This is a genomic window from Paenirhodobacter sp. CAU 1674 (assembly GCF_029222945.1).
GTDB lineage: Bacteria > Pseudomonadota > Alphaproteobacteria > Rhodobacterales > Rhodobacteraceae > Rhodobacter.
Window position 1 is genome coordinate 43,993 of the sequence record NZ_JARHUH010000008.1, and the last position, 23,328, is coordinate 67,320.

Genomic DNA, 23,328 nt, shown 5'->3' on the forward strand with positions numbered 1-23,328 from the left:
AAGTTCCTCCCAAATCGGGCAAGTTTGTCCCGGATTCGCCGAAAGTCTGTCCCACTGCAGACTCTGGAAATTACGTTCGGATCCGGGAATTGCACGAAGAGGCCATGCGATAAGCGTATGTAAAATATAGTAAATCTGTCAGGTGCGTTTGTGGGCTATGCGTCATTGTCAGGTTTTGCGCCGCGACCAGTAGACTTGAAGGAGTCGCTCTCATGGAGCTTGTTGTCGGAACTCACCGAATAAATGCTACCCTTCGCCGCATTCCCGGTGGGGTAGAAGCCGAACTTGCGGGCGCGGCTCTCAAGCGGTTGATCGACGCCACCTTGGGCTCTGGCGAGACCATCGAGGTGTTGGGCGGCGATCTCGATCGCCATGCGCTCGATGTCGCCGATATCCGCATGGCAGGGGCGGCGACCACGGTGACGCTGCTTTCGATGGGAGCACAAACGGTGCATTGAAATCGGGGGCGGGTGCGCTCGCCCCAGACGCCGAGATGGCCCAGGCAGAATGACGAAAGCTCGGGCGGTCAACGAATGAGCCTGATCGGCGAGACTGGCCCCCTTTGGAAACGAAGGGGGCCATTTTATGAGCCATTTCGAAGTCTCGCCATTGATTGCTGATGCCGCGCTGAAGGCACCTGGCTTGTCAAAATGACAACCGTTCGTGAACCTGCGCTTCCATGCATAGAGCGAGTGCTTGCTCACCCCAAGCCGCTCAGAAACCTCGCTGACAGGCTATCCCCGCTCGGCGATCTGTGCGACCGCATCACGCTCGAACTCGTCGCTGAAAGTGTCTGTGCCCATCATGGCCTCCCTGCCTAAAAATTAGCAAAGAAGGCGTCCACGAAACATGGGGCTATTCACGGATCGACGAGCTGCTGCCTTGGTTGTGGCAAGCGAAACGTCAGCCCAGCAGAGACGCTGCCTGATGGCGACGACCACCTCCGTCTGCATGCTCAGTCACGTCGCCAACCTGCTTGGCGAGGATCTGGACCTCCTCGAAGCCATTGTCAGCAACGACGACAACCTCACCTACGGCAATATCGTCAGTGTCCAGGTCGACCAGGAAACCTACCAGACTGCCCTCACCGACGACGGCATCGGCGAACTTCGCGACATGCTCAGGGCCGCCCGGATATCGACAGAGGAATGGCAAGGCTTCCTCGAGGACTTCGTCGGCAATCCAGACATCATCGCACGCGTCAAGGACATGCCGCTGCGGTAACTATCGGGCGCTTACGAAGAAAGTAGAGATGCTCTTCGCACATCTGAAGCGCATTCTCGGCCTGACCCGGCTACGCCTGCGCGGCCCCAATGGTGCGAAGGACGAATTCCTCCTCGCCGCCATCGCCCAGAACCTCCGAAAGCTCGCAAAGCTGCGGCCTCAGTGCGCCAACTCGGAGGCCACGGCATGATCTAAGTGGCCAGATAGTCGCTACAAGGCGGCGCGACGGGCGATTGTCCGAACCAAACGGCGACCCCCGAGCCTGAGGGCAGCTCAAAACGCGTTCTCAGGCCGACTTTTTCAACAAAATCCGCCCAACGCGCTCGGCCCTCCCGGCAGCGAACTCCGAAGCGGCAGTTCAGGCGAAGCGCCGCGAGAGGCCTGCTCAGCCCTGAACTGCCGATCATGCAGGTCGCAGCACGACCTATGGCGCTCATTTTCTGGGTCGAGGGTGTCAATTACGCGGGGCAAGAGCGACTGCACGCTTCTATGATCTCTTTGAACGCAAACCGAGCCCCCAAGTCGACACCCTTTCTCCGATATTCGCCTCGCAATGCCTTGTAGCACTTCTCATTCCGTGCCGCGATTTCCTGGGCGGCACGTAGTTCCTTTTCGCTCATGGCCCGTAGGCGATGCCCCAACCGATACTGGAATATCTGCGCTCGACCAAACTCGGCGGCAAATATCGCGGGTGTCTTGCCCTCGCATGTTTCCAAAGTGGGGTTGGCGCCAGCGTCGAGTAGAAACTTGAAGCATTCGACCGCGTTGGATCTTACAGCCGAATGCAAGGCAGTGCGTCCAAGCGCATCCTGTGCATCGAGATCGACATTGCGTTCGACGAGGATTTTGACAAATTCCGCGTCTTTGCAATCAGCCGCCCGCATCAACGCCGTCTGTCCGAGATAGTCGCGCGCAGAGAGCACATCGGTCGGCAACAGACGCACAAACCGCAGATAGGTCCCACGCATTCTGGCCGCCAATTCATTGGATGACGGAGGTGCGTTCGACCCGATCATGCTCTCATGCAGTGGCATTACGCGCATTCCAGCGACGAGGTCCGGAACCATTTTGGCCGTAATGGTGAAAAACGTGTCGCCACGCACGTCGCGCAGCTTTCGCTTCAGGATGCCTTTGTGCTCGGAAAGAAAGGTTCGGATTTCTCTTTCATCAGCATCGTTGAACAGCAGCTTGAAAAACGCACCGAAGATTGGCTGGCTCGTGGCTAATGGACGTTCCACAGTCACCCCGGGATAGGGGCGCATGCCGACGTCCCAGAACCATTGAGAGGCGTCGACCGCGGCGAGGCGCATAGAATATTCCAGCGGCGCCTTGCCGATCTCCCAGCGATCCGCTTCCTCAGGAGGCAGAGACCGAGAAAAAACCCGAAAATCCGCCTCGCATCGGTTCTGGTTGAAAGCCGCATCACGCACGGAAAGTGCAAGCCCCAACCGCGCTATGCCGAGCGTGACTGACCCAAAGCTGCCTGCCGCACAAAGCTCTCGCCCGCGATCAAGACTTTCGTGTGCAGCTTCGAAATCGCCTCGAGAAAGGGCGTCCAGAGCGGCAATATACTCGATATCGGCTTCCATGTCGGCCGGTCGCGGATGGGCGCGCGCCCGAGCCAGCGCCTCCGCAACTTTCGCGGCGCGATCCGGCGCGTTGGAACTTCGGGCAGCGTGCCCCTCTTGGATGCATGTTTCCAGGCGTTGCCGCTCGGCCAAAAGCGTGAGATCTACAACCGGCGCTGCTGGAGTATCCATCGCCGCATCGCGGAAGATGTCTTGCAGCGGCCCGCCGGGAACCAAGGAACGAAAATGCTCGCTGAATCGCGCCGCAGTCTTCTCTGCGGCGGGAAGGCGGCCATCTGGGTGCGGCAGGATTGACCAGAAATCTCCCTGCGCAAGCCATTCCGGCACTGCCGCCCGAAACATGTGGTCAGCGGCCACCGGGTCATTCGTCGGCGGAGCGACGGTCAGCTGATGTGCCAGTCGGAACAGCTCAACAAGTTGCAGAGCCTTGTTTTGCATAGGATCCGGTTCATCTGGCGCGACATCCGGCGTCAGACTCGCGACCAAGGCCTTCCAGCCGGTTTCCATCACACGCGCCCAAAGAAACAACTGACGCACAATCCGGGTTTCAGGCGGCGGCGTCACATCGGCGCGGTATTGGAACCTCTGGCCGTCAGTATACCATTCGCCGAGTTTGCGCGGCGTGGGGGTCGCTTTACCCGCAAGCCAGGTCTTGAACGTAAGATGCCGATCATCGCTTGCCTCATTCCATATCGCCTCGATCGGTCCGTCAAGCAGACCGCGCCACCAGCGCGCGGCTGCCGCGACCGGCAAGACGAGGCGCTCCGGGTGATCTGGATCCACGCGAGGCAGAAACCAAAGATCGCCCCCCGGAAGATCGGGCATGATTGGTTCATCGCGGCACCAAAACCCCCAAGTCCGCCCAAGCGCGGGCGCAAGGTCGCGCCACAGGGTCCAGAGAATTTGGCGCTCATCGGCACCGAACGTGGCCGTGTGTAGCGCGTAGGCATCGAGTGTTTCGGCGAAATGGAAGAGTTGTCGCGCAAAATCATCCGACAATTCGGACTGCGGCGGCAGGGGCAGAGAAAGTGCCTCGAAAACGTTCTCGACAAGCTCGGAGGACCGCTTTTCAAAGGCCGCAAGGCGCAAGTTCGAAGCCGCGAAGCGTTCCCGTTCAGCAGCTTGCCAGCCGGGCGAAGCGAACAGCGAAGAAAGAGTCAAAAGTGCTTTGGGAGCATCAGGGAAAGAGGTCATAATTTCAGGGAAATCTCAGGATTGACGACGCGGCCGGGCTGCAAGAACCCGGCCGGTTGAATTGACTATTTGCCCGAGGGCGGGTTATTGCCGCGTCCGCCACCGGAGGGGTTACCAGTGGTGGACGGGCCATTCGGCGGGCGTTGATTGGACATAACTTGCTCCATTTTCTCGTGATCTGAGTATCCTGGCACCGGCGCGTCGCCTACCAGATGAGTCCAAGCTAATCACGTTGGTCAGTTGTCGCGAGAAGGTTGGCGATACACTGCCAAAATTGGTGAAAGTTTACCCCTTGCTCCGCCATGTTCTATCTACTGCTTTGGGGCTCGTTCACCGAGCGGGGGGAGCGTTTGGACGAGGAGCGATGTCCACAAACTGCGCAGCGCGTCGCTCTTTGAGCGAGTCGAGAATGGCCGCTATCGCCGATTGCCGCAGGTGCGATGCCACAACCTCACCGGCGGCTCTCCTCCCTTCTCAGACTGAGAGCGGCAAGGCATTAAGGTCTGCCCGGATTTGTCGCCAGCCCGGCATATTCCTATCCATGATGGCAACGAACACGTCATTGTGCTGCGGCGCCAAGAGGTGGGACAGTTCGTGCAGGACCACGTAATCCAAGGATGGAAGTGGCTTTTGGGCAAGGTCCAGGTTCAACCAAACAAGGCCCTTTTCAGGATTGCAGCTGCCCCATTTCGTTCGCATTAGCTTTATCCCCCAGCGTGGGGTCGAAACGCCCAAGCGTTCGGCCCACTTCGCAACGCGGGGTGATGCCCGCTCTTTCAGTTGCGCTCGAGACCAAGCCTTGAACCACAGGGCCTTCTGATGGGATGTTGCATCTTCCGGCACCGTCATGATCAGACGATCCGATCCCTCAGGTTGGATTGAACACCTTCTCGTGGCAGCGCTTTTGACAAGGAGACGAAGCGGGCGGCCGAAGAGATAATGGGTTTCTCCTGATACGTATCGACGCTCGGTCTGGCGGGCCTGGCCCTCGAATTCGCGTTGCTTCTTCTTGATCCATCCAAGTCGCGTCACGACCGCCACGCGGATAGCGTCATCGCTGATGGCTGGAGGGGCTGCGACGCGCACCCGTCCGGTCGGAGGATAAACCCCGATATGCAGGTTTTTGATCGGTTTACGGATCAGTTCGACCGAAAGCCCAGCGATTTCGATCAATTCAGTATTCATCATGCGACCGGATAATATCGATGATGCTGTCCACGGCGTCCTCTGCGTCAAGGATTTCCAAGAGTTTTCGCCGCAGCATCCGCTCTTTCATCCTGTTCCCGCGCCAGCCGGTTTGGGCCGTGCTTCGGATTGCCTCATCCACTGCCACAGTTGCAGCCTCATCCTGACCGAGGTTGTCGTAAAGCGCCTTGCGCCCGGGCGATGTCATGGACGAGGGGTATTCCCCGCCATGTCCTGCCTTTACCGCCCTGACCAGCGCCGCGATCTTTTCCAGGTATTCGGCATAGGCAATCGCGTCATCCTTTCGCTTCTTGACGAGGTCGGTCAGCAGTTCCGACATCCGTTCATAAAACTTCGGGTTCACCGGCGTTTCGTCGATGATCAATCGGCGGACGTTGTTTTCGATGGCCTCGGCCACGTTCTCGCGCTTTGATTTCAAAGCGTTGGGCAATTCGCCCTCAATGGCTGCCCCTTTGCTTGCGACAAGATCGATCAGGCTGATGTCGTCGAGGTGAGAAATCACCTCGGATTCGTCTGCCTTGATATAAGTGTCGATCAGGTGCCGCATCGCAGGTTCGAACTGCTTCATGTCGACCGCATCACCGCTGTGAAGGCGCACGGCATCGCGCAGCGAGATCGCGCGTTCGACCTCGCCCCGATACTGTGCCAGCTGCAGGTCGTTGACGCCTGACGCGCCCGGATCATCCGCCACCGCCGCGAAGGCACGGGCATAGGCCCCGGCGAGCTTGTATAGCGCCTGTCGCCGCCGCGCTTTCTCGTCGGCCTGCGGATCGCTCTCCCATCCTCCGGGGCTGGAGAACCAGGCCAGAACCTCGGCGTCGCCCTTGGGTTGTTCCACCGGGTCGAGCAGTCCGAACCAGGCGTCGCGCGCGGTCATCAGGTCTTCGCCCGCTTTTTCGGCGCGCGATGAAATCAGCCCCGCGACATCGGCCGCATCAAAGGCATCGAAGGCGCCCGAGGTGTAATCCTCGACGGCCGTTTCGATGTTCTTGAAAAGATCCTTGTAGTCGACGACATAGCCGTAATCCTTGTCGTCCCCGTCGAGGCGGTTCACCCGGCAGATCGCCTGGAACAGCCCGTGGTCGCGCATCTGCTTGTCGATATAGATGTAGGTCGCGGTCGGTGCGTCGAATCCGGTCAGCAGGCGGCTGACGACGATCAACAGCTTCATCTGCGCCGGTTCCTTGCGGAACTTCCGCAGGGCTTCGGTTTCATAGGCGTCCTCGTCCGTGCCCAGATCGGTCATCAGCCGGTCATAGACCTTGTAGACGTATTGCTTTTCCGTCTCGCCCATCCCGGCTTCTTCGCCGGTCAGTTCAGATGCGGTTCGCTTGTAGGAGGTCACGATCGCGCATTTCTTGGCCAGATCGGACCCGGAATTGCGAAAGATCTCGAACAACCTGCAGGCTTCGGGGATCGACCCCGCCACCAGCATGGCGTTGCCACGGCCCGCCTCCAGGCGCGGCTTCTTTGCCATGTCCAAGATGATGTCCGCAGCTATCTGCCCCAATCGGTCCTTCGAGGACAGAACACGCTGCAACGTGCCCCAGCGCTGTTTCAGGGTCGCCTTGGCCACCGGGGTCAGGCCCTTGGTCTTGGCCTCGAACCATTCGTCGATCTTCTTGGGCGAGGCCACGCGCTGGTCGATGTCGCGCGCCTCATAGCGCAGGTCCAGCACGACGCCATCCTCGACCGCCTCGTTGAATCGGTAGGGCGTGCCGATATAGGGGCCGAATACCTCGAGCGATGTCTGCTTGTCCGACCGCAAGAGCGGCGTGCCGGTAAAGCCGAAGAACACCGCATCGGGCAGGATCGTCCGCATCGCGCGGGCCAGCTTGCCCGATTGGGTCCGGTGCGCCTCGTCGATGAAGACGAAGAACTCGCCCACCGGGGCGCCGATCTGGCCGCGCTGGATCTCGGCGATCATCGCGCCCAGCTCGTCCTCTTCCCGCCGCCCGAACTTGTGGACCAGCGAGGACACCACCCGGTCCTTGGGGTCGGCCAAGGCCGCCAGCAGGTCGGCGCCCGATTTCGCACGGCGCACCTTGTCGCCGGTATTGCCGAAAACCGCCTCGATCTGGTCGTCCAACTCCTTGCGGTCCGTCACCACCAGGATACGCGCATCGGGCCGCGCCTCGCGGATCCAGCGGGCCAGCATCACCATGATCAGGCTTTTGCCCGAGCCTTGGGTCTGCCAGATGATCCCGCCCTTTTTCGCCGCCACCGCCTCTTGCGCGGCCTTTACGGCGAAATACTGGTTGGGGCGGGCGAGCTTCTTGATCCCTGCATCGAACAGGATGAAATCGTTGATCAGTTCCAGAAACCGCGCGGGCGCCAGCATCTGCGCCACGTCGCGCTCCAGGGGCAGGGGGGTCGCGCTCTCTTCTTTCCAGGCCAGCCAATAGGGCTGCGGGGTCTGGATCGCGGCATAGCGCAGGCCCTGCATGTCGTTGCCCGCAAACGTGATCTGCACGGTGGTAAAGAAGTGGCGGATGAATTCGGGGCGCTGGTTGTCCAGCGTCTGGCGGATGCCCGCGCCCAGATCGACGGTGGATTTCTTCAGCTCCACCACGCCCATGGCAATGCCGTTCACATACATCACCAGATCGGGGCGCTTGTTATAGGCCTTGGGGGTCTTGGCGCTGATCGCGACCTCTTCGGCCAGCCCGAGGTCATTGGCCTGCGCATTGTCCCAATCGACAAAGCGCACGGTCACGGGGGCCTCGCCGGGGACGGGGGTGACCTGCACGCCATAGCGCAGCATGTCATAGGTGGCGCGGTTCGCCTCATAGAGCTTCAGCCCGTCCATCCGCGCCACGCGCTGCAACTCGGCGATGGCTTTGGTCGCCACCTCGGGGTCATACCCGCGCGCGATCAGCCAGGGGCGCAACAGGCTGGGTTCGATATTGGCGTTGCCCTCGCGCTTGTGCCAGTCACCCAGATAGCGCCAGCCCAGTCCCCTGTTTTCGGTGCCGCCGGGCTGCCCGGAGGTATCACCGCACAGCTGCGCGATCATGCGGTTTTGTGTGGCGCGTTCCGGATCGCCGATGGCCATGGAAATACCCCCTTGAATACTGTCACCCAGTCAGACCAGCCTGACCCGCCCTGTCAAAAGATTTTGCATCATCCCCTCCTTCACCGCCCGCGCCTTGGCGAGGCGGGACTCGAGGGTCTGGATTTCGGCGTCCATGTCCGAGAGGACGGCAGCGATGGCTTGCTGTTCAGACAGCGACGGTGGGCATCGAAGTTCGAAGCCCGTGAAAGTCGGTCTTCTGAGCGAGTCCACTGTAGCTTTTACGGTGTTAATCATCGCATGAGCCCCGAAAAACTGTCGAAGAACGAAGTAAATGAACCTGCCACTTGTCTCTTCCGAGAAGGCTGAAATGCAATAGACCCTTTGGTGAACGTCGAACCTGCCGTTGATGTAGTGGAAGATTTCGCCAATTCGCCCTTCGCCGGGGACCAAGATCGCCTCACAGTCATAAGAAAAGCTGCGAATTCGTTCGACGCTGTCAGAGCGCACGAAGAACGGATATTGACCCATTGGGTCCTTATCTTGGTTGTTGCGCCCACCTGTTGCGATACGCGCAACATCCCCCAGCCGCTTCACCTCCCACTCCCCCGAGAACCCAGGGAGGCGGCGGCGGGCGGTGAGGAGGTCTTGCGCAGCACCCTGCTTGATCAGGCGCTTCTTGGTGATCACCCGCTCCAACCCCGCCACCACCCCATCCGCATCCGACAACGCGGCGGCGATGGCCTGTTGTTCGTCTGGGTCATCGGGCACTGCTGTGGTGAAAGCGCCAATTTCCTGCCTGTTGATCTTGGGCATCCCACTGCGCGCAGACACCGAAATAGCAAAATTGGTGAAGTTCTCTGATAGCAGAACAAACTTCAGAAAATGAGGCGAAACGCCTTCCTTCGCGGTGATCGGATACATGTCGGCGCTGCACAAACAGGCTTTATCGGCAAGGGCGAGCTTCTGAAGATTCGGACGAATCTTGCTGTATATGACGTCGTTTGGTTGAACGAGATATTTGCCGCTAATCGCCCCAAGCTCTTCCGCAGTATATTCGACTGCTATTCTGCCCGTCCCACTTTCGATGTGATCAGGCGCCACTAGAACCATTCTGCGATATGGTTCCAACCGTGGGTCAACTTGTCCGTTCGCAATTCTGCCAAGCTGATAGAAGCTCTTGACGCTCCAACCTTTTGGAATGGCTTCACTCATCCCGCGACCCCCATCGCCGCCAGATGCCCGGCCACCCGCGCCTCCAGCACCCCCAGATCCTTCATGATCTGGGGCAGGGTCTGGCCATAGCGTTCGGTCAGCACCCGCACGCGGGCGGTCAGGGTTTCCGTCCGCGCCTCGACCTCGGCGCCGATGGCCGCAGTGATGTCGGCCAGCCATTTGTCCTGCACCACAAGGGTCTGGATCTGATCCATCGTCAGGGTGGGGTATGTCTTGAGCACGGCTTGCGTCAGCGCGGCCTCGGCCTCTTTCGCCGCGCGTTTCGCCTCGGTCTCGGCCTCGAACAGCTTGGCCACCTGTTTCAGCAGGGCCTTTTCGTCCGGCTCGATGGTCTTGTCCTTCAGGCGTGCCTTCACCCCGCCCGCCGTCAGCTTGCCCGTGTCGCCCATCACCTCCTCGAACAGCCCGCCCTCGGCCCCGTGTTCCTCGGCCAGGTCCTCGATCTCGCGCCCCAGTTCCTCGACGCGGGCGGTGGTATCGTCCAGCGCCTGCTTCATGTCGGGGAAGAAGCTCGCGGTGATCAGGGCGGGCGGGATCACGTCGGCCACAAGGCGGACCTTGTTCACCGTCAGGTCACCCTCTTCCAGCCACTTGACCTTGCCGTCGTCGCTGGTCTCTTTCCGGGCCTCGCGCAGATCGCGCGCCGCCAGCCAGCCGCCGCCCGCGATGATGAACACATCGTCCTGCAGGGTGGTGGCCCAATAGGACATCAGGCGCTGATAGGCCTCATACTTGTCGATCAGGGGGGCGGCGTCGAAGCGGGTCAGCATGTCCTCGGCCAGGCGCTGGATCAGGTCGCGCGGGTGGTCGCCCTGGCTGATCCCCATCAGCAGGGGGGTGTTGGCCCGGGTCCAGCCGTCCAGAATGCCGGTGACCTGCGCGCGGAAGGCCGCGAAATCGGGGTGGCTGCGGATGGTCGCGCGGACCTGATCGGGGGCCACCAGCGGATCGGCATAGCCCGGTCGCGGGTTCGGCCCGAAGAGCGTGGCGCGCAGCGTAGGCATGACCGCCCAGAATTCGCCCAACCCGTCGATGTCCCTTTCGGGCACGCCGCCGTGCAGATGTGCGGTGATGTCTTGCAGATCCTCGGGGTCGGAGCCGTCGATGTAGCGCGGGATGTTCAGGTTGAAATCGTTGCGGGCGATCTCGTCGAAGGGGACGAGACGGGAATAGCCGGGGATGGTCTGGGCTCGCGTGAAGGCGTCGATGATCTTGTGGATGTCACGCGCGCGCAGGCGGTTCTTGTTGCCGTCCTTGATGAAGCCCTTGGAGGCGTCGATCATGAAGACGGGGCGGTTGGCGGTGGCCTGCGCCTTGTCCAGCACGATGATCGAGGCGGGGATGCCGGTGCCATAGAACAGGTTGGCGGGCAGGCCGATCACGCCCTTGATGGTGCCGCGTTTGAGGATCTTCTCGCGCAGCTTGGCCTCGGCATTGCCGCGGAACAGGACGCCGTGCGGCAAGATGACCGCGCCCGAGCCGGTGGCCTTCATCGAGGCAAGGATGTGCAGAAGGAAGGCGAAATCGCCGTTCTTGGCCGGCGGTTCGCCATCAGTGAAACGACCGTATTTCGTTTCCTCGGTCAGGCCCGAGGCCCATGCCTTGGCCGAGAAGGGAGGGTTGGCGACGACGAAATCGAAGGTCTGGAGGGAGTGGTTGTCGGCGAGGAAATGCGGTTCGGCGATGACATCACCCTGAGCGATCTCGGCCGTGGCGCGGTTGTGCATGATCATGTTCATGCGGGCGAGGCCACGGGTGGCGATGTCCATCTCTTGCCCGAAGATCGTGATCGGCACGCGGGCGGTCTCGGCGGCTTTCAGCAGCAGCGAGCCCGAGCCGCAGGTCGGGTCATAAACCGTCTGCTTGGGGCTGGTGGCCCGGCTGACGCCCGCCACGGCGGCCACGACACGCGACACCTCGGCCGGGGTGTAGAACTGGCCCTTGGACTTGCCCGCCTCGGTCGCGAAGTTCCGCATCAGGTATTCGTAAGCGTCCCCCAGAATGTCGTCGCCGTCAGCCCGGTTCTTTGAAAAATTTAGCTCCTCCCGGCTGAAGATGTTGATCAGCGCGGTCAGCGTGTTGATCATCTTCTGGCCGCGCCCGAATTTTTCCGGGTCGTTGAAGAAGGCCCGGTCGATCACGCCGCTGAGGTCGTTCTCCTCGGCGATGCGCGCGATGATCGTGTCCATTCCTTCGCCGATGTTCTTGGACCCGCGCAGGGCCTTCATGTCGGAAAAGGACGCGCCAACCGGCACCTCGATTAGCGCGTCGGGCTGGCCTGCGCGGTCCGAGACATATTTTACGAACAGAAGGGTAAGGATGTAGTCCTTGTAAAGAGAGGCATCCATGCCGCCGCGGAGCTGGTCGCAGCTCTCCCAAAGGGACCTGTAGATGTCGCTCTTCTTGATGGCCATCGGCTGCCCCTTCTCGAAATCTCTTCGGTTTTCAGTTTGATAGGGCGTATTTGCCCTGAATGACAGCCTCCGGTTCGCTCAAGGCTCTGCTTTGTTGAAGGGAAACTGTTGGGAACGAAAGCGTGGCGGGCTGCATTGGCCTACGGTTCCGACGGCCCCGTTTTTCCTTGGGTTCCCTGGGGGAGCAGGCAGGACGAAGTTGGCATCAGGATTGTTTTTCCCACGGCGCGAGTGTGGCGGTCGAGGAAGCCCTTCGGAGCCTGAGCCCGCCGGTGCTGGCCAGAGATCAGGGTGCCATTTGCGCAAAGATGCAATGTTTCTTGAGTTCGAGTTCGATGAAGGTTGATCGCCCGCCCGGTTCGACGGTTTGCGAATTTTTGAAACTTCGCTTCTTCTTTCAGAGTTCGGTCGCAGAAATCATTTTTCGCAAATAAATCAGTGTGTTGACTCAATTTGTCATTTCTGGTGCTTGGCGGCACCAGAAGAATCACCGCCGCCGATGCTGGCTATTTCAGCCCAACGAACGAGAGCGACCTTACCCGGGTCAACGAAGGACAAAGACCATGAAACATCACGACCGGTCTATCGACAGACCCTGACCGTTTGAGGCCTGAGCGGCCTCAGGCAATCGTTTTTCCCAGAACTCACATCCCAGTCTGACGGGCGCAATTTGCCCGCTGGCTTCCCCATGTCGTCATCACACGAAGGACCTCCCATGGCCCGCATACCTTTCATACTCGGGCGCTTACCCGATCCGAAGTTCAACAAAGCCGGAATCGAGCAGCGCCTGAAACAGCATTTTCTGCGTCTGAAAGCGCAAAAAGCCATCTGCGATCTGGCAGAAGAGCCTGTCGAAGATGATGAAATTGAAGACGATAGAAACGGCAGGCAGATCCCTTGGGGTGAGAAGTTCAAGATCACCCGTCGTGCCGACCGGATGCACGCCTGTGCTCTCAAGAGATCTGTTTTCGGGCAATTGAAGCCTGAAGATCGCGAGCGTCTTGAGGGAGTTGCAGCGGGAATTGAGGTCATTCGCATTCCCTCGGATCACCGCGCTGACGAGATTGCTGCTGGACTGCACGAATACTTCCCATGGTTGGAACCAGTGACCAATGTCGTCTGGCGGGGCTTGCGGCGCTCGGTGGAACAGGGCGATCCCGGTGTGCGACTGCCTCCGCTTCTGCTTGATGGTTCCGCGGGCATCGGCAAAAGCCATTTCGCGCGCAAGCTTGCGGAGCTGATTGGCGTGCCCTTCATGGTTGTCGAGGCGACGAGCGAGAATGCGAGCTTCGGTGTCGTAGGCTCCCAAAAAAGCTGGGGCAACGCGGCGCCCGGGCGCTTGTTGAACTTCATCTTGAGCGAGCGGGTCGCGAACCCCATCGTGGTCATCGACGAACTGGAGAAGGCTGGGGACGTTCGCTCTGACAAGGGCCGCAGCTTTTCCTTGACGGAGTCGTTGCTCCCAATGCTCGAACCCCTGTCCGCAGCACGATGGAACTGCCCCTATTTCGAGGTCCCGTTCGACATGCGCTGGGTCGGATGGGTCATGACCACGAACAATTATCACCTCTTGCCTGACCCACTTCTCAGCCGGTGCCCCCCGATCCGCCTTTCTGCACCAACCATCGAACACCTGAAGGCATTTGCACGACGCCAGGGCGCCGACCGCAAGCTGAGCGAGGCGTCGATCGAGGCGATCTGCGAGGCATTGGATCGTGCTGGCGCGCGCGGTTACCTGCCTGATCTTCGCGCTGTGATCAGGATGCTTGACCGAGCCGAATGGATGGAACGGAGGCCGCGCCTTCAGTGATGCGCAAAAAATCCTGGGATCAAGTTGCTCTGCTATCGATTCTGGAAAGCGGCAGGCCCGTGCGGAGATTTGGATAAGTCTTAGAATTTTATGGAAAAATGCCGAAAATATCCCTGTGCCGCCGGAGTTCAGTTCCACGCCAGGACGGCTTCTAATCGAACCTGTGGACAAGTGATTGAATTGACTCGGAATTTTCTTCGAGCATCGCAAAAATACGTAAATGACCTCAACGATGGAGACCACCGACCAGAGAGACAAGGAACTCGAAAAGAAAAGCCCGATCCATCTGGACCGGGCCATTAGTCGGCCGGGCGAAACCCGACACATCACAGGGCAAAAGCCTACGCAGTTTCAACGCAAACGGCAAGTGGTGACCCCGGCCATTCAGCAAAAACCACAGCGGCACTGCCGCGACCTCGATCCAGAGGACGCTAGAATGTTGAATGAAATCTTGACGACTTGGCAGGCGCCAAGGCCAAGTCGCGCCAGACGGACAATTCCGAGAAAGTCATCCAACCACTTCGTTGGGCAGATGACCTTTGGCGAAGAGGTGGGGCAGGGCCAATGCCTCCAGTTTGAAAGCAAACTCGAGCATGATACCGCCTTGCTGCTGATTTACCGGCCGGGTGTCGTGGATGTGATCGACCAAGTTGGTCCAATTCCGCTTCCGCCCAAGCCGAACGAACCCCGCGAACACTATTTTGATTTCGTCTCGGTCGAAGCGATGGGGCGTCGCACCGGGGTGATGGTAAAGCCCAAGTTTCGCACGCAGCGCCATAAATTCCAGGATCTTGCGGCGCGCGTCAGGGCCGCTGCAGTCCCCCGGTTTGTCGATCGCGTGGTCACTGTTACGGAGAACGAGATCGATCCGCGCAAGTTGGCCCGGGCTTCTTTGTTCCACTATTGCCGGTTTGCACAGCCTTCGATCGACCAGATTCTCGCCACGGCGGCGAACGATTTCCGGGGACCTTCGACTGTCCGTCAGTTTTGCCATCAGGTGGGCCTGGGGGATGAGGGGTTCCACGGCGCGATCCGGCTGATCCGGCGCGGTGCCCTGCAGACTGATGTCGAATGGCCGCTCAATCTCGACAGCGTCGTGCATCGCGGAGGTGTCGCGGCATGATGAGACAGCCTGCCTCGTCGCCGATGGTCCTTGCCGAGGGTAGCGAGTTCGCTCGCGGGTATCGTCTTGGCAGAGTGTATCGCTCTGGGCCGACTGGTTGTGAGGTTATCTGGCAGGAATACATTGACCCCGAAACGGGCGAGGTCATCAAGGCTATCGCCGATTTCATCCCGGCCGATATCATCGGCCGGGAGATCTCGCGAGGTTCTCTTCGCATCCTTCGGTTGCCGCCGGAAATGGGGCCGAACGTTGCTGAAATAGCGCAAGAAAAGTCGCCAACTTCGGCTGAACTTACCCGCGCCAGCAATCGCGAGTGTTATATTCTTGCAGCACAGAACCTGATCGATAAGGGCACGATGAAGCCCGTTCGCGCCGATTTTGTCAAAAATTTTGATCAATTGCTCGGCGATGGCCTTCGCGAGGCAAATGCAAGGGCGAGCCGCAGTGCGCGTGGCGCTAAATGTGGCACGGCGCTTGTGATGCTGCGCCCGCCCCAATGTGGTGAAACGATCTATCGCTGGTGGCGCCCCTGGGTGGCGTCTGCCCAAATGCTCAAGATGGACAGTTTCCGCAACTGTGGTCGAAAAGTGGGTGATCGATACACCGACGAGGAAGACGAATTTTACAAGAGCATCATCGAAGTTCGCCTGACCGAGGAACGGCCGAGCATTGCCAGCATCTGTGAGAGCGTCCAAGCCGCTGTCCGCTGCGAAAACGAACGACGCTTGGCCCTGCCTGCGCCCGAGGCGACATTGGCAGTGCCCGGCTATAATTGGGTTTGGCAACTTATCGCACGGATTGCGCCTGCCGATCACGAGGTTCGCACCCGCGGTATGGAGGTTGCCTACCGGGACCTCCATACGCTCGGGTTGGGATTGCAGGTGACCCGCGTTCTCGAACGGGTCGAGCTTGATGAATACACCGTCGATTTGATGCTCTTTCTTCGGATGATTGGACTCGATGTATTCCTGACGCGGGAAGAAGCATCGGCCTTCGGTCTCGATGGCACGCCCAAACGCGTGATCCTGTCGGCCGCCGTTGATGTCTACAGCGGTGCGATCATGGGGCTGCAGATTGCGCGCAGCAGTTCGATCGAGGTCACCCTGCGCACGATCGAAATGATTTATCTCGACAAGCAACCCCTTGCTGATGCCATCGGGGCCGAAATGCCCTGGCCGATGTATGGACAGCCGCAGACGCTGGCCCTTGACCGGGCGAGCGTCAACATGAGTGATGCAGTTTATTTGCGGCTCAGCCATGCCGGCATCACAAATTTGGCCGTGCCTGCGGGAAAGCCGTTCCTCAAGCCGTGGATCGAACGGTTCTTCGCAACGTTCGGCGCACTTTTGCTGCAGCGGTTCACGGGTAGAACTTTTGCGGATGTGGTCCGGAAAGGGGAAAACGACCCTGCGGCCCGCGCAACCGTGACTCTCGATGAATTCCTCGAGTGGCTGACTCGATGGATTGTGGACATTTACCATACGCGCAAGCCACAAACTTTGGGGAAGAAGTCGCCCCTTCAGACGTGGAACGAGGCTGTCGCCGTCAGCCCTCCAATGGTTCGGGCGGATCAGAAAATGCTGCGTCACGCCTTCGGTGTCACAACGACCCGGAAGGCCACCCGCCATGGCATCACCGTCGAGGATATTCGGTATCAGCACGAGGAGATCGCCAAATGGTTTCTGAATGAAACCGAGCGGGATCTGACCGTTGTCTGGTGGGAAAAGAAGATCGGCTCGATCGAGGTTTATCTGCCGGATGGCCGGTCGGTCACAGCGCATTGCGTTGATCCGAAATGGTCCGACAAATCCTATGCCGATCTCGTCGAACAGCGCATGGCTGAGAAGGAGGCGAAGTTGTTCGGCCAAAGAGCGCGAGATCGCGCTACGGTCGAAATTGACGCGTTCACCCGCAACAAGGCCGCGCTTCGCGGCCTCCTGCCGATCATCCCAACCGGGGAGGAATTGGCCACCCGGACGCGCGATTTCAGCCGCTACATGGGGGCCCCCGAGCGCAGGCCTGAAACCTATGGCGATGTCTTCGACAACGAAGTCCAGCCGTGTTCACCGGAGGAGGCCATGCCTGGCAGCCATCCCGGCTTGCTTGCTTCCCAACCAGCCAATGCCAATGACACAGGAGATATCATGGAATGACCACTCTGAAATCGTCAGATACCGCGCCCATGACGGCGCCACCGGATCCAAGCGATCCCGCATCATTCTGCAGGTGGCTCGGAGAGCGCTACATGCTCAATTCTCGCGATGAGATGTTTTCCGCGGCCCTCGGCGAAATCCTTGCAACATCGCCGGACGGTGCTCTGACCGCTACACCTATGCGCTTCGAACTCGTCAACGAAACCCGCGGCATCTTGGTCTACGGCGAGTCTGGCAGCGGCAAGACCGCACTGATCCGGCGGAATCTTCGGCGCACCGCTGCGATCGGGCTGTGGGATGGCAGTGGACATGGCAAGGCCTTCTACATTCGGGTTCCCCCGGAGGCGACGCTGAAGGGGCTTGCAACCGAAATTGCCAAGGAAACCGGCTATCAAGTGGCGCCGAAGCTTCGCACGACGGAAGTCTGGGAAATCGCTCTGCATCGCTTGGCACAGCGTGGGATTACGATCCTCTGGGTCGATGAGGCGCACCACCTGCTCGGTGGCAAAGAAAACGTCGAGGTCCGCCAGCGCCTGAAATCGCTGATGCAGGGTGACAAGGCCATGGCATTGATCGTTTCCGGGATTCCCCTTCTGGATGCCAACATTCGCCAGGACCGCGAAACCGATCGCAGATTTCTGGCCCGGGTCGTGCTCGGACCGATCCGGACCGAACAAGAACGTGGCAAGCTGCGGGAGTTCTTCGGGTGTTGCTGTGAGTTCGCGCGCCTCGCCCCGCCGCGGGACCCTCATCTGGTCGAGCGGCTGGAAGCCGTGACCCATTCCAGCCTGGGCGGATCCATTGAGATGTTTCAGAAGGCAATCTATCGCGCCCTGCGGCGGGGTGATGGCCAACTGGCCCTTGGGGACTTTCAGTTCCTCTATGACATGAGACGTGGTCATCATACCCTTGGCCCCTTTGATCCCGAGGACTGGCCTGCCCTGAAGGATCGTCTCCAGGCCCTGGGATGGGCGCCATGATGATCCTGCGTCCGCATCTGCCCTACGACCCCCGGGAAACATCGGCGTCCTTCGCGCGACGCCTGGCCCTTTTCCACACTGGCCATGGCGCGGGTCGGCTCCTGGAAGATCTCCGGCTTGATCGACATGCCTTTGGTGCAGGAAAGTTCGACACCATGTCCGTGCTCGCGACAGCGTCAGAGATCGATCTTGATGCCCTTTTGGATGGCACGATCGCAAGGTTTTCACGGCACCGGGAATTCCGGGGGGAACGCTGGTCGCGCGAGTTTGTCCTTCCAGAGGGGGCACGCTTCTGTCCCGCATGTCTCCTTGATGATGGTGCCGATAGGGTCGAATGGCATGGCAAGGGCCGCATTGCGTGGCGCCTGCGGCCTATTCTGACCTGTCAGCGTCACGGTCTCCGCCTTGTCACGATGCCGGAAAGGCAAGCCCGCGATGAGCTTGACCATCGCTATCCAATCGGAACGGAACTGCGTGAAATGGCGGCGCGCCAGGTGGAACAGACGCCAACTGCGCTTGAAAATCTGATCCACGACCGCATCTCCGGTCGCCAAACCGATGAAGGGGGATGGCTGCGTGCCCAGACCATCGAACAGGTGACAGAGGTCTGCGAAATGATCGGCGCGACGGTGGAGCAGGGCCCTGTCTTCGACGTCGCGGGCGTGACGGCAGAGGGCTGGCGGCGGGCAGGCGCAGTCGGCCTTGGCATCGCCTCCAAGGGCGAAACCGCCCTTCGTGATACCCTGAATGGAATTGCCGCCCTTTCGGACACGTCCTCTGGAAAAGCCGGGCCTCGGGCGATCTACGGGCGTCTGTATGAATGGCTGGCCTACACGACCCCGGTGGTCGATCATGGACCGATCCGTGCGCTGCTGCGCGAGCAAATCCTCGACACCTTGGCCATTGCCCCGGATGAGGTCCTGCTTGGCGAAAGGGTGGAAGGGCGGCGGCTGCATTCCGTGCATAGTTTGTCCGAGCAGACGGGGATTCATCGCAAACGGCTGCGCAAAATCCTTGTTCAAGCTGGCCTTGCTTCTGGCGAAAGCTGGGACCACGCGGCGCACCGGCTCGTCTTTCCCGCCCAAGTTGCAGAAGGATTTTGTCGCGATTTGGTTGACGCGGTGTCACTGCATCAACTGGCCGAAGCGCTGGATTGCACCCGAAGCCAAGCGGAAAGCCTGTATCGGGACGGAGTTTTGAAGCCAGTTGTTGACCGTGACCTTGGGCAGGGCATTCACAAGCTGGCTTTTGCCCAGCGAGAGATCCGAGGTTTCCTCGAATTTCTGGCGGCGCTTCCTGATGAAACTCGGCAAGTGCCGGAGACTGTCAGCCTTACCACCGCGACGAAAAGGACGGGCCGTAGCACGAGTGACCTCCTTGGCCGGATCAAGGCTGGTGATCTGGCTGCAGTCCGGCGCCCCGGACAAGTCGGATTGGCAAACCTTCGCCTGATTGCTGCAGACCTTCAACCTTTGAAGATCTTGGTCGGCGCCGCCGTTTCTGGCTGAATTCATCGCCTCTTGCGAAAAACTGAACTTGATTCCAAAAGGCTCGCATTGGCGGGCCTTTTTTATTTTAGGTCTTATCACGATAGCGGGAAGTGCCGCTTGGGACAGACTTTTCCCAGAACTGGGACAAACTTTACTCCCACGCCAGTTCATTGCCATTGATTTCAAAAGAAAAAATCACCCCTCTGGGAGGAACTTTACCCGGAGGGACAGGGGGTGACAGAATCGGTTCGGGCGCGTAAGGGCCCGGACCACATCACGAAAACGGACCCCGCGACCGGGGTGAAAGCAGGGGCCAAAGTGGAACTGATTGTCGGAAACCAGCGCATCGCAGCCACGCATCTGCGCCGCATCCCGGGCGGGATCGAGGCGGAACTGGCGGGCGCGGCGCTGACCTCGCTGCTGGATGCGAGTTTCGGCGGCACCGAAATTGCGGTGCTGGGCGGCGATCTTGACCATCACGCGCTGGATGTGGCCGATATCCGTATGGCGGGCGCCACGACCACCATCACCCTGCTGAGCGCGGGCGCGGTGACGCTGCACTGAGATCCGGGGCGGGTGCGCTCGCCCCAGACGTCGAGATGGCCCAGGCAAACCAATACACCTCGGGCGGTGAACCAATGAGCCTGATCGACGAAACTGGCCCCCTTCGGCAGCGAAGGGGGCCTCTTTCGTAACAGGGCTTGTCATCCGGGTGTCATGGAAATTTCACTGGATGACGCTCCATAATTCGATTATTCGCGAATTATGGAAAAGATAATCTCTGATCTGGATGCGACACGCGCCTTTGCGGCCCTTGGCCATGCTGGCCGGCTGGCGGTGTTCCGTCTGCTGATGCGCTTTGCCCCGCGCCCGGTGCGCCCGACCGAAATCGCCACGGCGCTGGATCTGCGGCCCAGCACGCTGTCGAGCTATCTGGCCGATCTGGTCGCTGCCGGGCTGGTGCAGGTCACGCGCGACGGGCGTTCGCTGCATTACGCGGTGGCGATGGCCGAATGCGAGGGGCTGGTGCGCTATCTGGTCGAGGATTGCTGCCGGGGCCGCCCGGCCATCTGTTCCGCCCACACCCCGCCAATGGAGGCGAAGATGCCGGACCGTGTCTATAACGTGTTGTTCATCTGCTCGGGCAATTCCGCCCGCTCGATCTTTGCCGAGGCGCTGCTGCGCGATCTGGGGGCAGGGCGGTTCACCGCCTGGTCTGCGGGCACGCGGCCCGGATCGGCGCTCAATCCCTTTGCGGTCGATCTGCTGGCCCGCAACGGGCATGCAACCGACGGGCTGCGCGCCAAGCATCTGTCGGAGTTTCAGGCCCCGGATGCGCCGGTGATGGATTTCGTCTTCACCGTTTGCGACACCGCCGCCGCCGAGGAATGCCCGCCCTGGCCCGGTCAGCCGATCACCGGCCACTGGGGCCTGCCCGACCCGGTTCAGGCGCAGGGCACGCAGGCGGAAAAGGCGCTGGCCTTCGCGCGGACCTATGCGGCGCTGCGCCACCGCATTGCGGCCTTTGTCGCACTGCCGCTTTCCAGTCTGGACCGGATGTCGGCGCAACAGGCGGTCGACGATCTGGACCGCAACGCTTTGCAAGAGGTGCTGTGATGATCCCCCCTCGTATCGCTGTGAATGGCCTTGGCCGGATGGGCAAACTTGTGCTGCGTGACCTGATCGACCGCGGAGCGGGCGGGCAGATCGTGCTGCTGAACGATTCCGCGGGCGATGCCGAACAGCACGCGCTGCTGCTGGAATTCGACAGCGTGCATGGCCGCTGGCCCGCGCAGATCACCGCGGAACCCGGCGCACTGACGATCAACGGAAGCCGCATCGCGCTGACCCATGAAAAGACGATCGAGGCCTTGCCCCTGGCCGATCTGGGCGTCGATCTGGTGATCGACTGCACCGGGGTGTTCAAGACCGCCGCGAAAGTGGCGCCCTATTACGCGGCGGGGGTGAAGAAGGTCGTTGTCTCGGCCCCGGTCAAGGATGGCGGCGCGCTCAACATCGTTTACGGGGTCAATCACGGGCTTTACGACCCCGCGCAGCATGATCTGGTGACCGCCGCCAGCTGCACCACCAACTGTCTGGCGCCGGTGGTCAAGGTGGTGCACGAAACCTTCGGCATCCGGCACGGCTCGATCACCACGATCCATGACGTGACCAACACCCAGACCATCGTCGACCGCCCGGCCAAGGACATGCGCCGCGCGCGCTCGGCCCTGACCAACCTGATCCCGACCTCGACCGGATCGGCCACCGCGATCACCGCGATCTTCCCCGAACTGACGGGGCGGTTGAACGGCCACGCGGTGCGGGTGCCGCTGCTGAATGCCTCGATCACCGATTGCGTGTTCGAACTGGCGCGCGAGGTTACGGTGGCCGAGGTCAACGCCGCCCTGCAGGCCGCGGCCGAAGGCCCGCTGGCGGGGATTTTGGGGTTCGAAACCCGGCCGCTGGTGTCCTGCGATTACCTGAACGATCCGCGTTCGGGCATCGTCGACGGGCCGATGACGATGGTCGTGGGCGGCACCCAACTGAAGCTTTACGTCTGGTATGACAACGAATGGGGCTACGCCTGCCGTCTGGGCGATGTCGCGCGCATGGTCGCGGGGGCGATGTGAGCGCGCCTGCCACGATCACGCGCCCCTTGCGCGCCTATGCGGCGGTGACGGCGGCCTATTGGGCCTTCATGCTCAGCGATGGCGCACTGCGGATGCTGGTGCTGTTGCATTTCAACGGGCTGGGGTTTTCGGCGCTGCAGCTGGCCTGGCTGTTTCTGCTCTATGAGGTCGCGGGCATCGTCACCAACCTGACCGCGGGCTGGATCGCGGCGCGCTTCGGGCTGGCCAGCACGCTTTATGCCGGGCTCGGGCTGCAGATCGCGGCGCTGGTGGCGCTGACGCAACTGGACCCGGGCTGGAGCGTGGGCGCCTCGGTCATTTTCGTGATGGCGGTGCAGGGGGCAAGCGGCGTAGCCAAGGACCTGGCCAAGATGTCGTCGAAATCGGCGGTCAAACTGCTGGCGCCAACGGGCGAGGGTGCGCTGTTTCGCTGGGTCGCGGCGCTGACCGGGTCGAAGAACGCGGTCAAGGGGCTGGGGTTCTTTCTGGGCGCGGCCCTGCTGGCGCTGGCGGGGTTCGCGCCCAGCCTTTGGGCGATGGCGGCGGTGTTGGGTGCGATCCTGATCGCGGTGGCGCTGTTCATGCCCAAGGGCCTGCCTGCGGGCAAAAAGGGGGTCAAGCTGACCTCGGTCTGGTCGCGCGATGCGCGGATCAACCGGCTCAGCCTGGCGCGGATGTTCCTGTTCGGCGCGCGCGATGTGTGGTTCGTGGTCGGCCTGCCGATCTATTTCGAGGCGGTGCTGTCGGATGGCACAGATCCGGGGCGGCGCGCGGCCTTCTTCCTGGTGGGCGGTTTCATGGCGGTCTGGATCATCGCCTATGGCGCGGTTCAGGGATTCGCGCCGCGGCTGCTGCGCGCCAGTGAACAGGGGCGCGCCGCGCAGGCGGCGCGTCTGGCGGCCTGGCTGACCCCGATACCGCTGGCGCTGGCGGGTCTGGCGCTGCTGGCGGGCGGGCCGCAGCCCTGGCTGACGGCGGCGCTGGTGGCCGGGCTTTTGCTGTTCGGCTTTGTCTTTGCGCTGAATTCCTCGGTCCATTCCTACCTGATCCTGGCCTTTTCCACGGCCGAGCGGGTGACGATGGATGTGGGCTTCTACTACATGGCCAATGCGGCGGGGCGGCTGCTGGGCACGGCGCTGTCGGGGCTCAGCTACGGTCTGGGCGGGCTGTGGCTGTGCCTTGCGACCTCGGGGGTGATGGCGGGGCTGAGCTGGCTGTCGGTGCGGCGTCTGCGCGATTTGCCCGGCCCCTGAGCGGGCTTGC

At 60.9% G+C, this 23,328-nt stretch carries 16 protein-coding genes and 2 pseudogenes; 12 read left to right on the forward strand and 6 right to left on the reverse strand.

Annotation, left to right across the window (positions count from 1 at the left end; all coding sequences use genetic code 11):
• The first annotated feature begins 212 nt into the window (after positions 1-212).
• Entirely contained in the window at positions 213-458 is a 246-nt protein-coding gene (locus P2G62_RS12525; RefSeq protein WP_275735243.1) for a hypothetical protein, read from the forward strand.
• Between the two features lie 207 nt (positions 459-665).
• Here the strand turns inward: P2G62_RS12525 and P2G62_RS12530 are convergent.
• Positions 666-806, reverse strand: a pseudogene (locus P2G62_RS12530) (transposase); the annotation flags it as partial.
• A gap of 121 nt (positions 807-927) precedes the next feature.
• Between P2G62_RS12530 and P2G62_RS12535 the strand changes: the two are divergent.
• Together P2G62_RS12535 and P2G62_RS12540 are read left to right on the forward strand one after the other, a co-directional pair.
• Positions 928-1,224, forward strand: a complete 297-nt coding sequence (locus P2G62_RS12535; RefSeq protein WP_275735244.1) for a hypothetical protein — start codon at positions 928-930, stop codon at positions 1,222-1,224.
• Positions 1,225-1,228: 4 nt separating this feature from the next.
• Positions 1,229-1,414, forward strand: a pseudogene (locus P2G62_RS12540) (transposase); the annotation flags it as partial.
• Positions 1,415-1,682: 268 nt separating this feature from the next.
• On the opposite strand, the gene P2G62_RS12545 reads toward P2G62_RS12540, so the two are convergent.
• The 5 genes from P2G62_RS12545 to P2G62_RS12565 form a co-directional block, all read right to left on the reverse strand.
• Positions 1,683-4,007, reverse strand: a complete 2,325-nt coding sequence (locus tag P2G62_RS12545; RefSeq protein WP_275735245.1) for an ankyrin repeat domain-containing protein — start codon at positions 4,005-4,007, stop codon at positions 1,683-1,685.
• Positions 4,008-4,481: 474 nt separating this feature from the next.
• Complete coding sequence (locus tag P2G62_RS12550; RefSeq protein WP_275735246.1) at positions 4,482-5,195, reverse strand: SprT family zinc-dependent metalloprotease; 714 nt, start codon at positions 5,193-5,195, stop codon at positions 4,482-4,484.
• Positions 5,182-8,268 carry an HsdR family type I site-specific deoxyribonuclease gene (locus P2G62_RS12555; protein ID WP_275735247.1) on the reverse strand — a complete coding sequence of 1,029 codons (3,087 nt, stop codon included), beginning with the start codon at positions 8,266-8,268 and terminating at the stop codon, positions 5,182-5,184. The genes P2G62_RS12550 and P2G62_RS12555 overlap by 14 nt, the downstream gene beginning before the upstream one ends.
• A 30-nt stretch (positions 8,269-8,298) precedes the next feature.
• A complete protein-coding gene (locus P2G62_RS12560) occupies positions 8,299-9,441 on the reverse strand; it encodes a restriction endonuclease subunit S (protein WP_275735248.1) in 1,143 nt (380 codons plus the stop codon).
• On the reverse strand, positions 9,438-11,876 hold the full coding sequence (locus P2G62_RS12565; protein WP_275735249.1) for a class I SAM-dependent DNA methyltransferase: 2,439 nt from the start codon (positions 11,874-11,876) through the stop codon (positions 9,438-9,440). The genes P2G62_RS12560 and P2G62_RS12565 overlap by 4 nt, the downstream gene beginning before the upstream one ends.
• 715 nt (positions 11,877-12,591) lie before the next feature.
• On the opposite strand from P2G62_RS12565, the gene P2G62_RS12570 reads away from it, so the two are divergent.
• The 9 genes from P2G62_RS12570 to arsJ all read left to right on the forward strand — a co-directional run bounded on the left by P2G62_RS12570 (position 12,592) and on the right by arsJ (position 23,318).
• Positions 12,592-13,686 (forward strand): AAA family ATPase, encoded by a 1,095-nt coding sequence (locus P2G62_RS12570; RefSeq protein WP_275735250.1) that lies wholly within the window; start codon positions 12,592-12,594, stop codon positions 13,684-13,686.
• A gap of 232 nt (positions 13,687-13,918) precedes the next feature.
• Entirely contained in the window at positions 13,919-14,809 is an 891-nt protein-coding gene (locus P2G62_RS12575; protein ID WP_275735251.1) for a hypothetical protein, read from the forward strand.
• Positions 14,806-16,962 carry a hypothetical protein gene (locus P2G62_RS12580; RefSeq protein ID WP_275735252.1) on the forward strand — a complete coding sequence of 719 codons (2,157 nt, stop codon included), beginning with the start codon at positions 14,806-14,808 and terminating at the stop codon, positions 16,960-16,962. The genes P2G62_RS12575 and P2G62_RS12580 overlap by 4 nt, the downstream gene beginning before the upstream one ends.
• Positions 16,959-17,942 (forward strand): ATP-binding protein, encoded by a 984-nt coding sequence (locus tag P2G62_RS12585; protein WP_275735253.1) that lies wholly within the window; start codon positions 16,959-16,961, stop codon positions 17,940-17,942. The genes P2G62_RS12580 and P2G62_RS12585 overlap by 4 nt, the downstream gene beginning before the upstream one ends.
• Complete coding sequence (locus P2G62_RS12590) at positions 17,939-19,450, forward strand: TniQ family protein (RefSeq protein WP_275735254.1); 1,512 nt, start codon at positions 17,939-17,941, stop codon at positions 19,448-19,450. Before P2G62_RS12585 ends, P2G62_RS12590 begins: the two co-directional genes overlap by 4 nt.
• 300 nt (positions 19,451-19,750) lie before the next feature.
• Entirely contained in the window at positions 19,751-19,996 is a 246-nt protein-coding gene (locus P2G62_RS12595) for a hypothetical protein (protein ID WP_275735255.1), read from the forward strand.
• A 201-nt stretch (positions 19,997-20,197) separates the two neighbouring features.
• Positions 20,198-21,049, forward strand: a complete 852-nt coding sequence (locus tag P2G62_RS12600) for a MarR family transcriptional regulator (protein WP_275735256.1) — start codon at positions 20,198-20,200, stop codon at positions 21,047-21,049.
• Complete coding sequence (locus tag P2G62_RS12605; protein ID WP_275735257.1) at positions 21,049-22,065, forward strand: ArsJ-associated glyceraldehyde-3-phosphate dehydrogenase; 1,017 nt, start codon at positions 21,049-21,051, stop codon at positions 22,063-22,065. Before P2G62_RS12600 ends, P2G62_RS12605 begins: the two co-directional genes overlap by 1 nt.
• Complete coding sequence (gene arsJ, locus P2G62_RS12610) at positions 22,062-23,318, forward strand: organoarsenical effux MFS transporter ArsJ (protein WP_275735258.1); 1,257 nt, start codon at positions 22,062-22,064, stop codon at positions 23,316-23,318. Before P2G62_RS12605 ends, arsJ begins: the two co-directional genes overlap by 4 nt.
• The last annotated feature ends 10 nt before the right edge of the window (positions 23,319-23,328 follow it).

What these genes read in the sequence shown, in the direction of transcription:
- P2G62_RS12525 (WP_275735243.1), top strand. Translation starts at nt 213, where the DNA reads ATGGAGCTTGTTGTCGGAACTCACCGAATAAATGCTACCCTTCGCCGC.
- P2G62_RS12535 (WP_275735244.1), top strand. Translation starts at nt 928, where the DNA reads ATGGCGACGACCACCTCCGTCTGCATGCTCAGTCACGTCGCCAACCTG.
- P2G62_RS12545 (WP_275735245.1), bottom strand. Translation starts at nt 4,007, where the DNA reads ATGACCTCTTTCCCTGATGCTCCCAAAGCACTTTTGACTCTTTCTTCG.
- P2G62_RS12550 (WP_275735246.1), bottom strand. Translation starts at nt 5,195, where the DNA reads ATGATGAATACTGAATTGATCGAAATCGCTGGGCTTTCGGTCGAACTG.
- P2G62_RS12555 (WP_275735247.1), bottom strand. Translation starts at nt 8,268, where the DNA reads ATGGCCATCGGCGATCCGGAACGCGCCACACAAAACCGCATGATCGCG.
- P2G62_RS12560 (WP_275735248.1), bottom strand. Translation starts at nt 9,441, where the DNA reads ATGAGTGAAGCCATTCCAAAAGGTTGGAGCGTCAAGAGCTTCTATCAG.
- P2G62_RS12565 (WP_275735249.1), bottom strand. Translation starts at nt 11,876, where the DNA reads ATGGCCATCAAGAAGAGCGACATCTACAGGTCCCTTTGGGAGAGCTGC.
- P2G62_RS12570 (WP_275735250.1), top strand. Translation starts at nt 12,592, where the DNA reads ATGGCCCGCATACCTTTCATACTCGGGCGCTTACCCGATCCGAAGTTC.
- P2G62_RS12575 (WP_275735251.1), top strand. Translation starts at nt 13,919, where the DNA reads ATGGAGACCACCGACCAGAGAGACAAGGAACTCGAAAAGAAAAGCCCG.
- P2G62_RS12580 (WP_275735252.1), top strand. Translation starts at nt 14,806, where the DNA reads ATGATGAGACAGCCTGCCTCGTCGCCGATGGTCCTTGCCGAGGGTAGC.
- P2G62_RS12585 (WP_275735253.1), top strand. Translation starts at nt 16,959, where the DNA reads ATGACCACTCTGAAATCGTCAGATACCGCGCCCATGACGGCGCCACCG.
- P2G62_RS12590 (WP_275735254.1), top strand. Translation starts at nt 17,939, where the DNA reads ATGATGATCCTGCGTCCGCATCTGCCCTACGACCCCCGGGAAACATCG.
- P2G62_RS12600 (WP_275735256.1), top strand. Translation starts at nt 20,198, where the DNA reads ATGGAAAAGATAATCTCTGATCTGGATGCGACACGCGCCTTTGCGGCC.
- P2G62_RS12605 (WP_275735257.1), top strand. Translation starts at nt 21,049, where the DNA reads ATGATCCCCCCTCGTATCGCTGTGAATGGCCTTGGCCGGATGGGCAAA.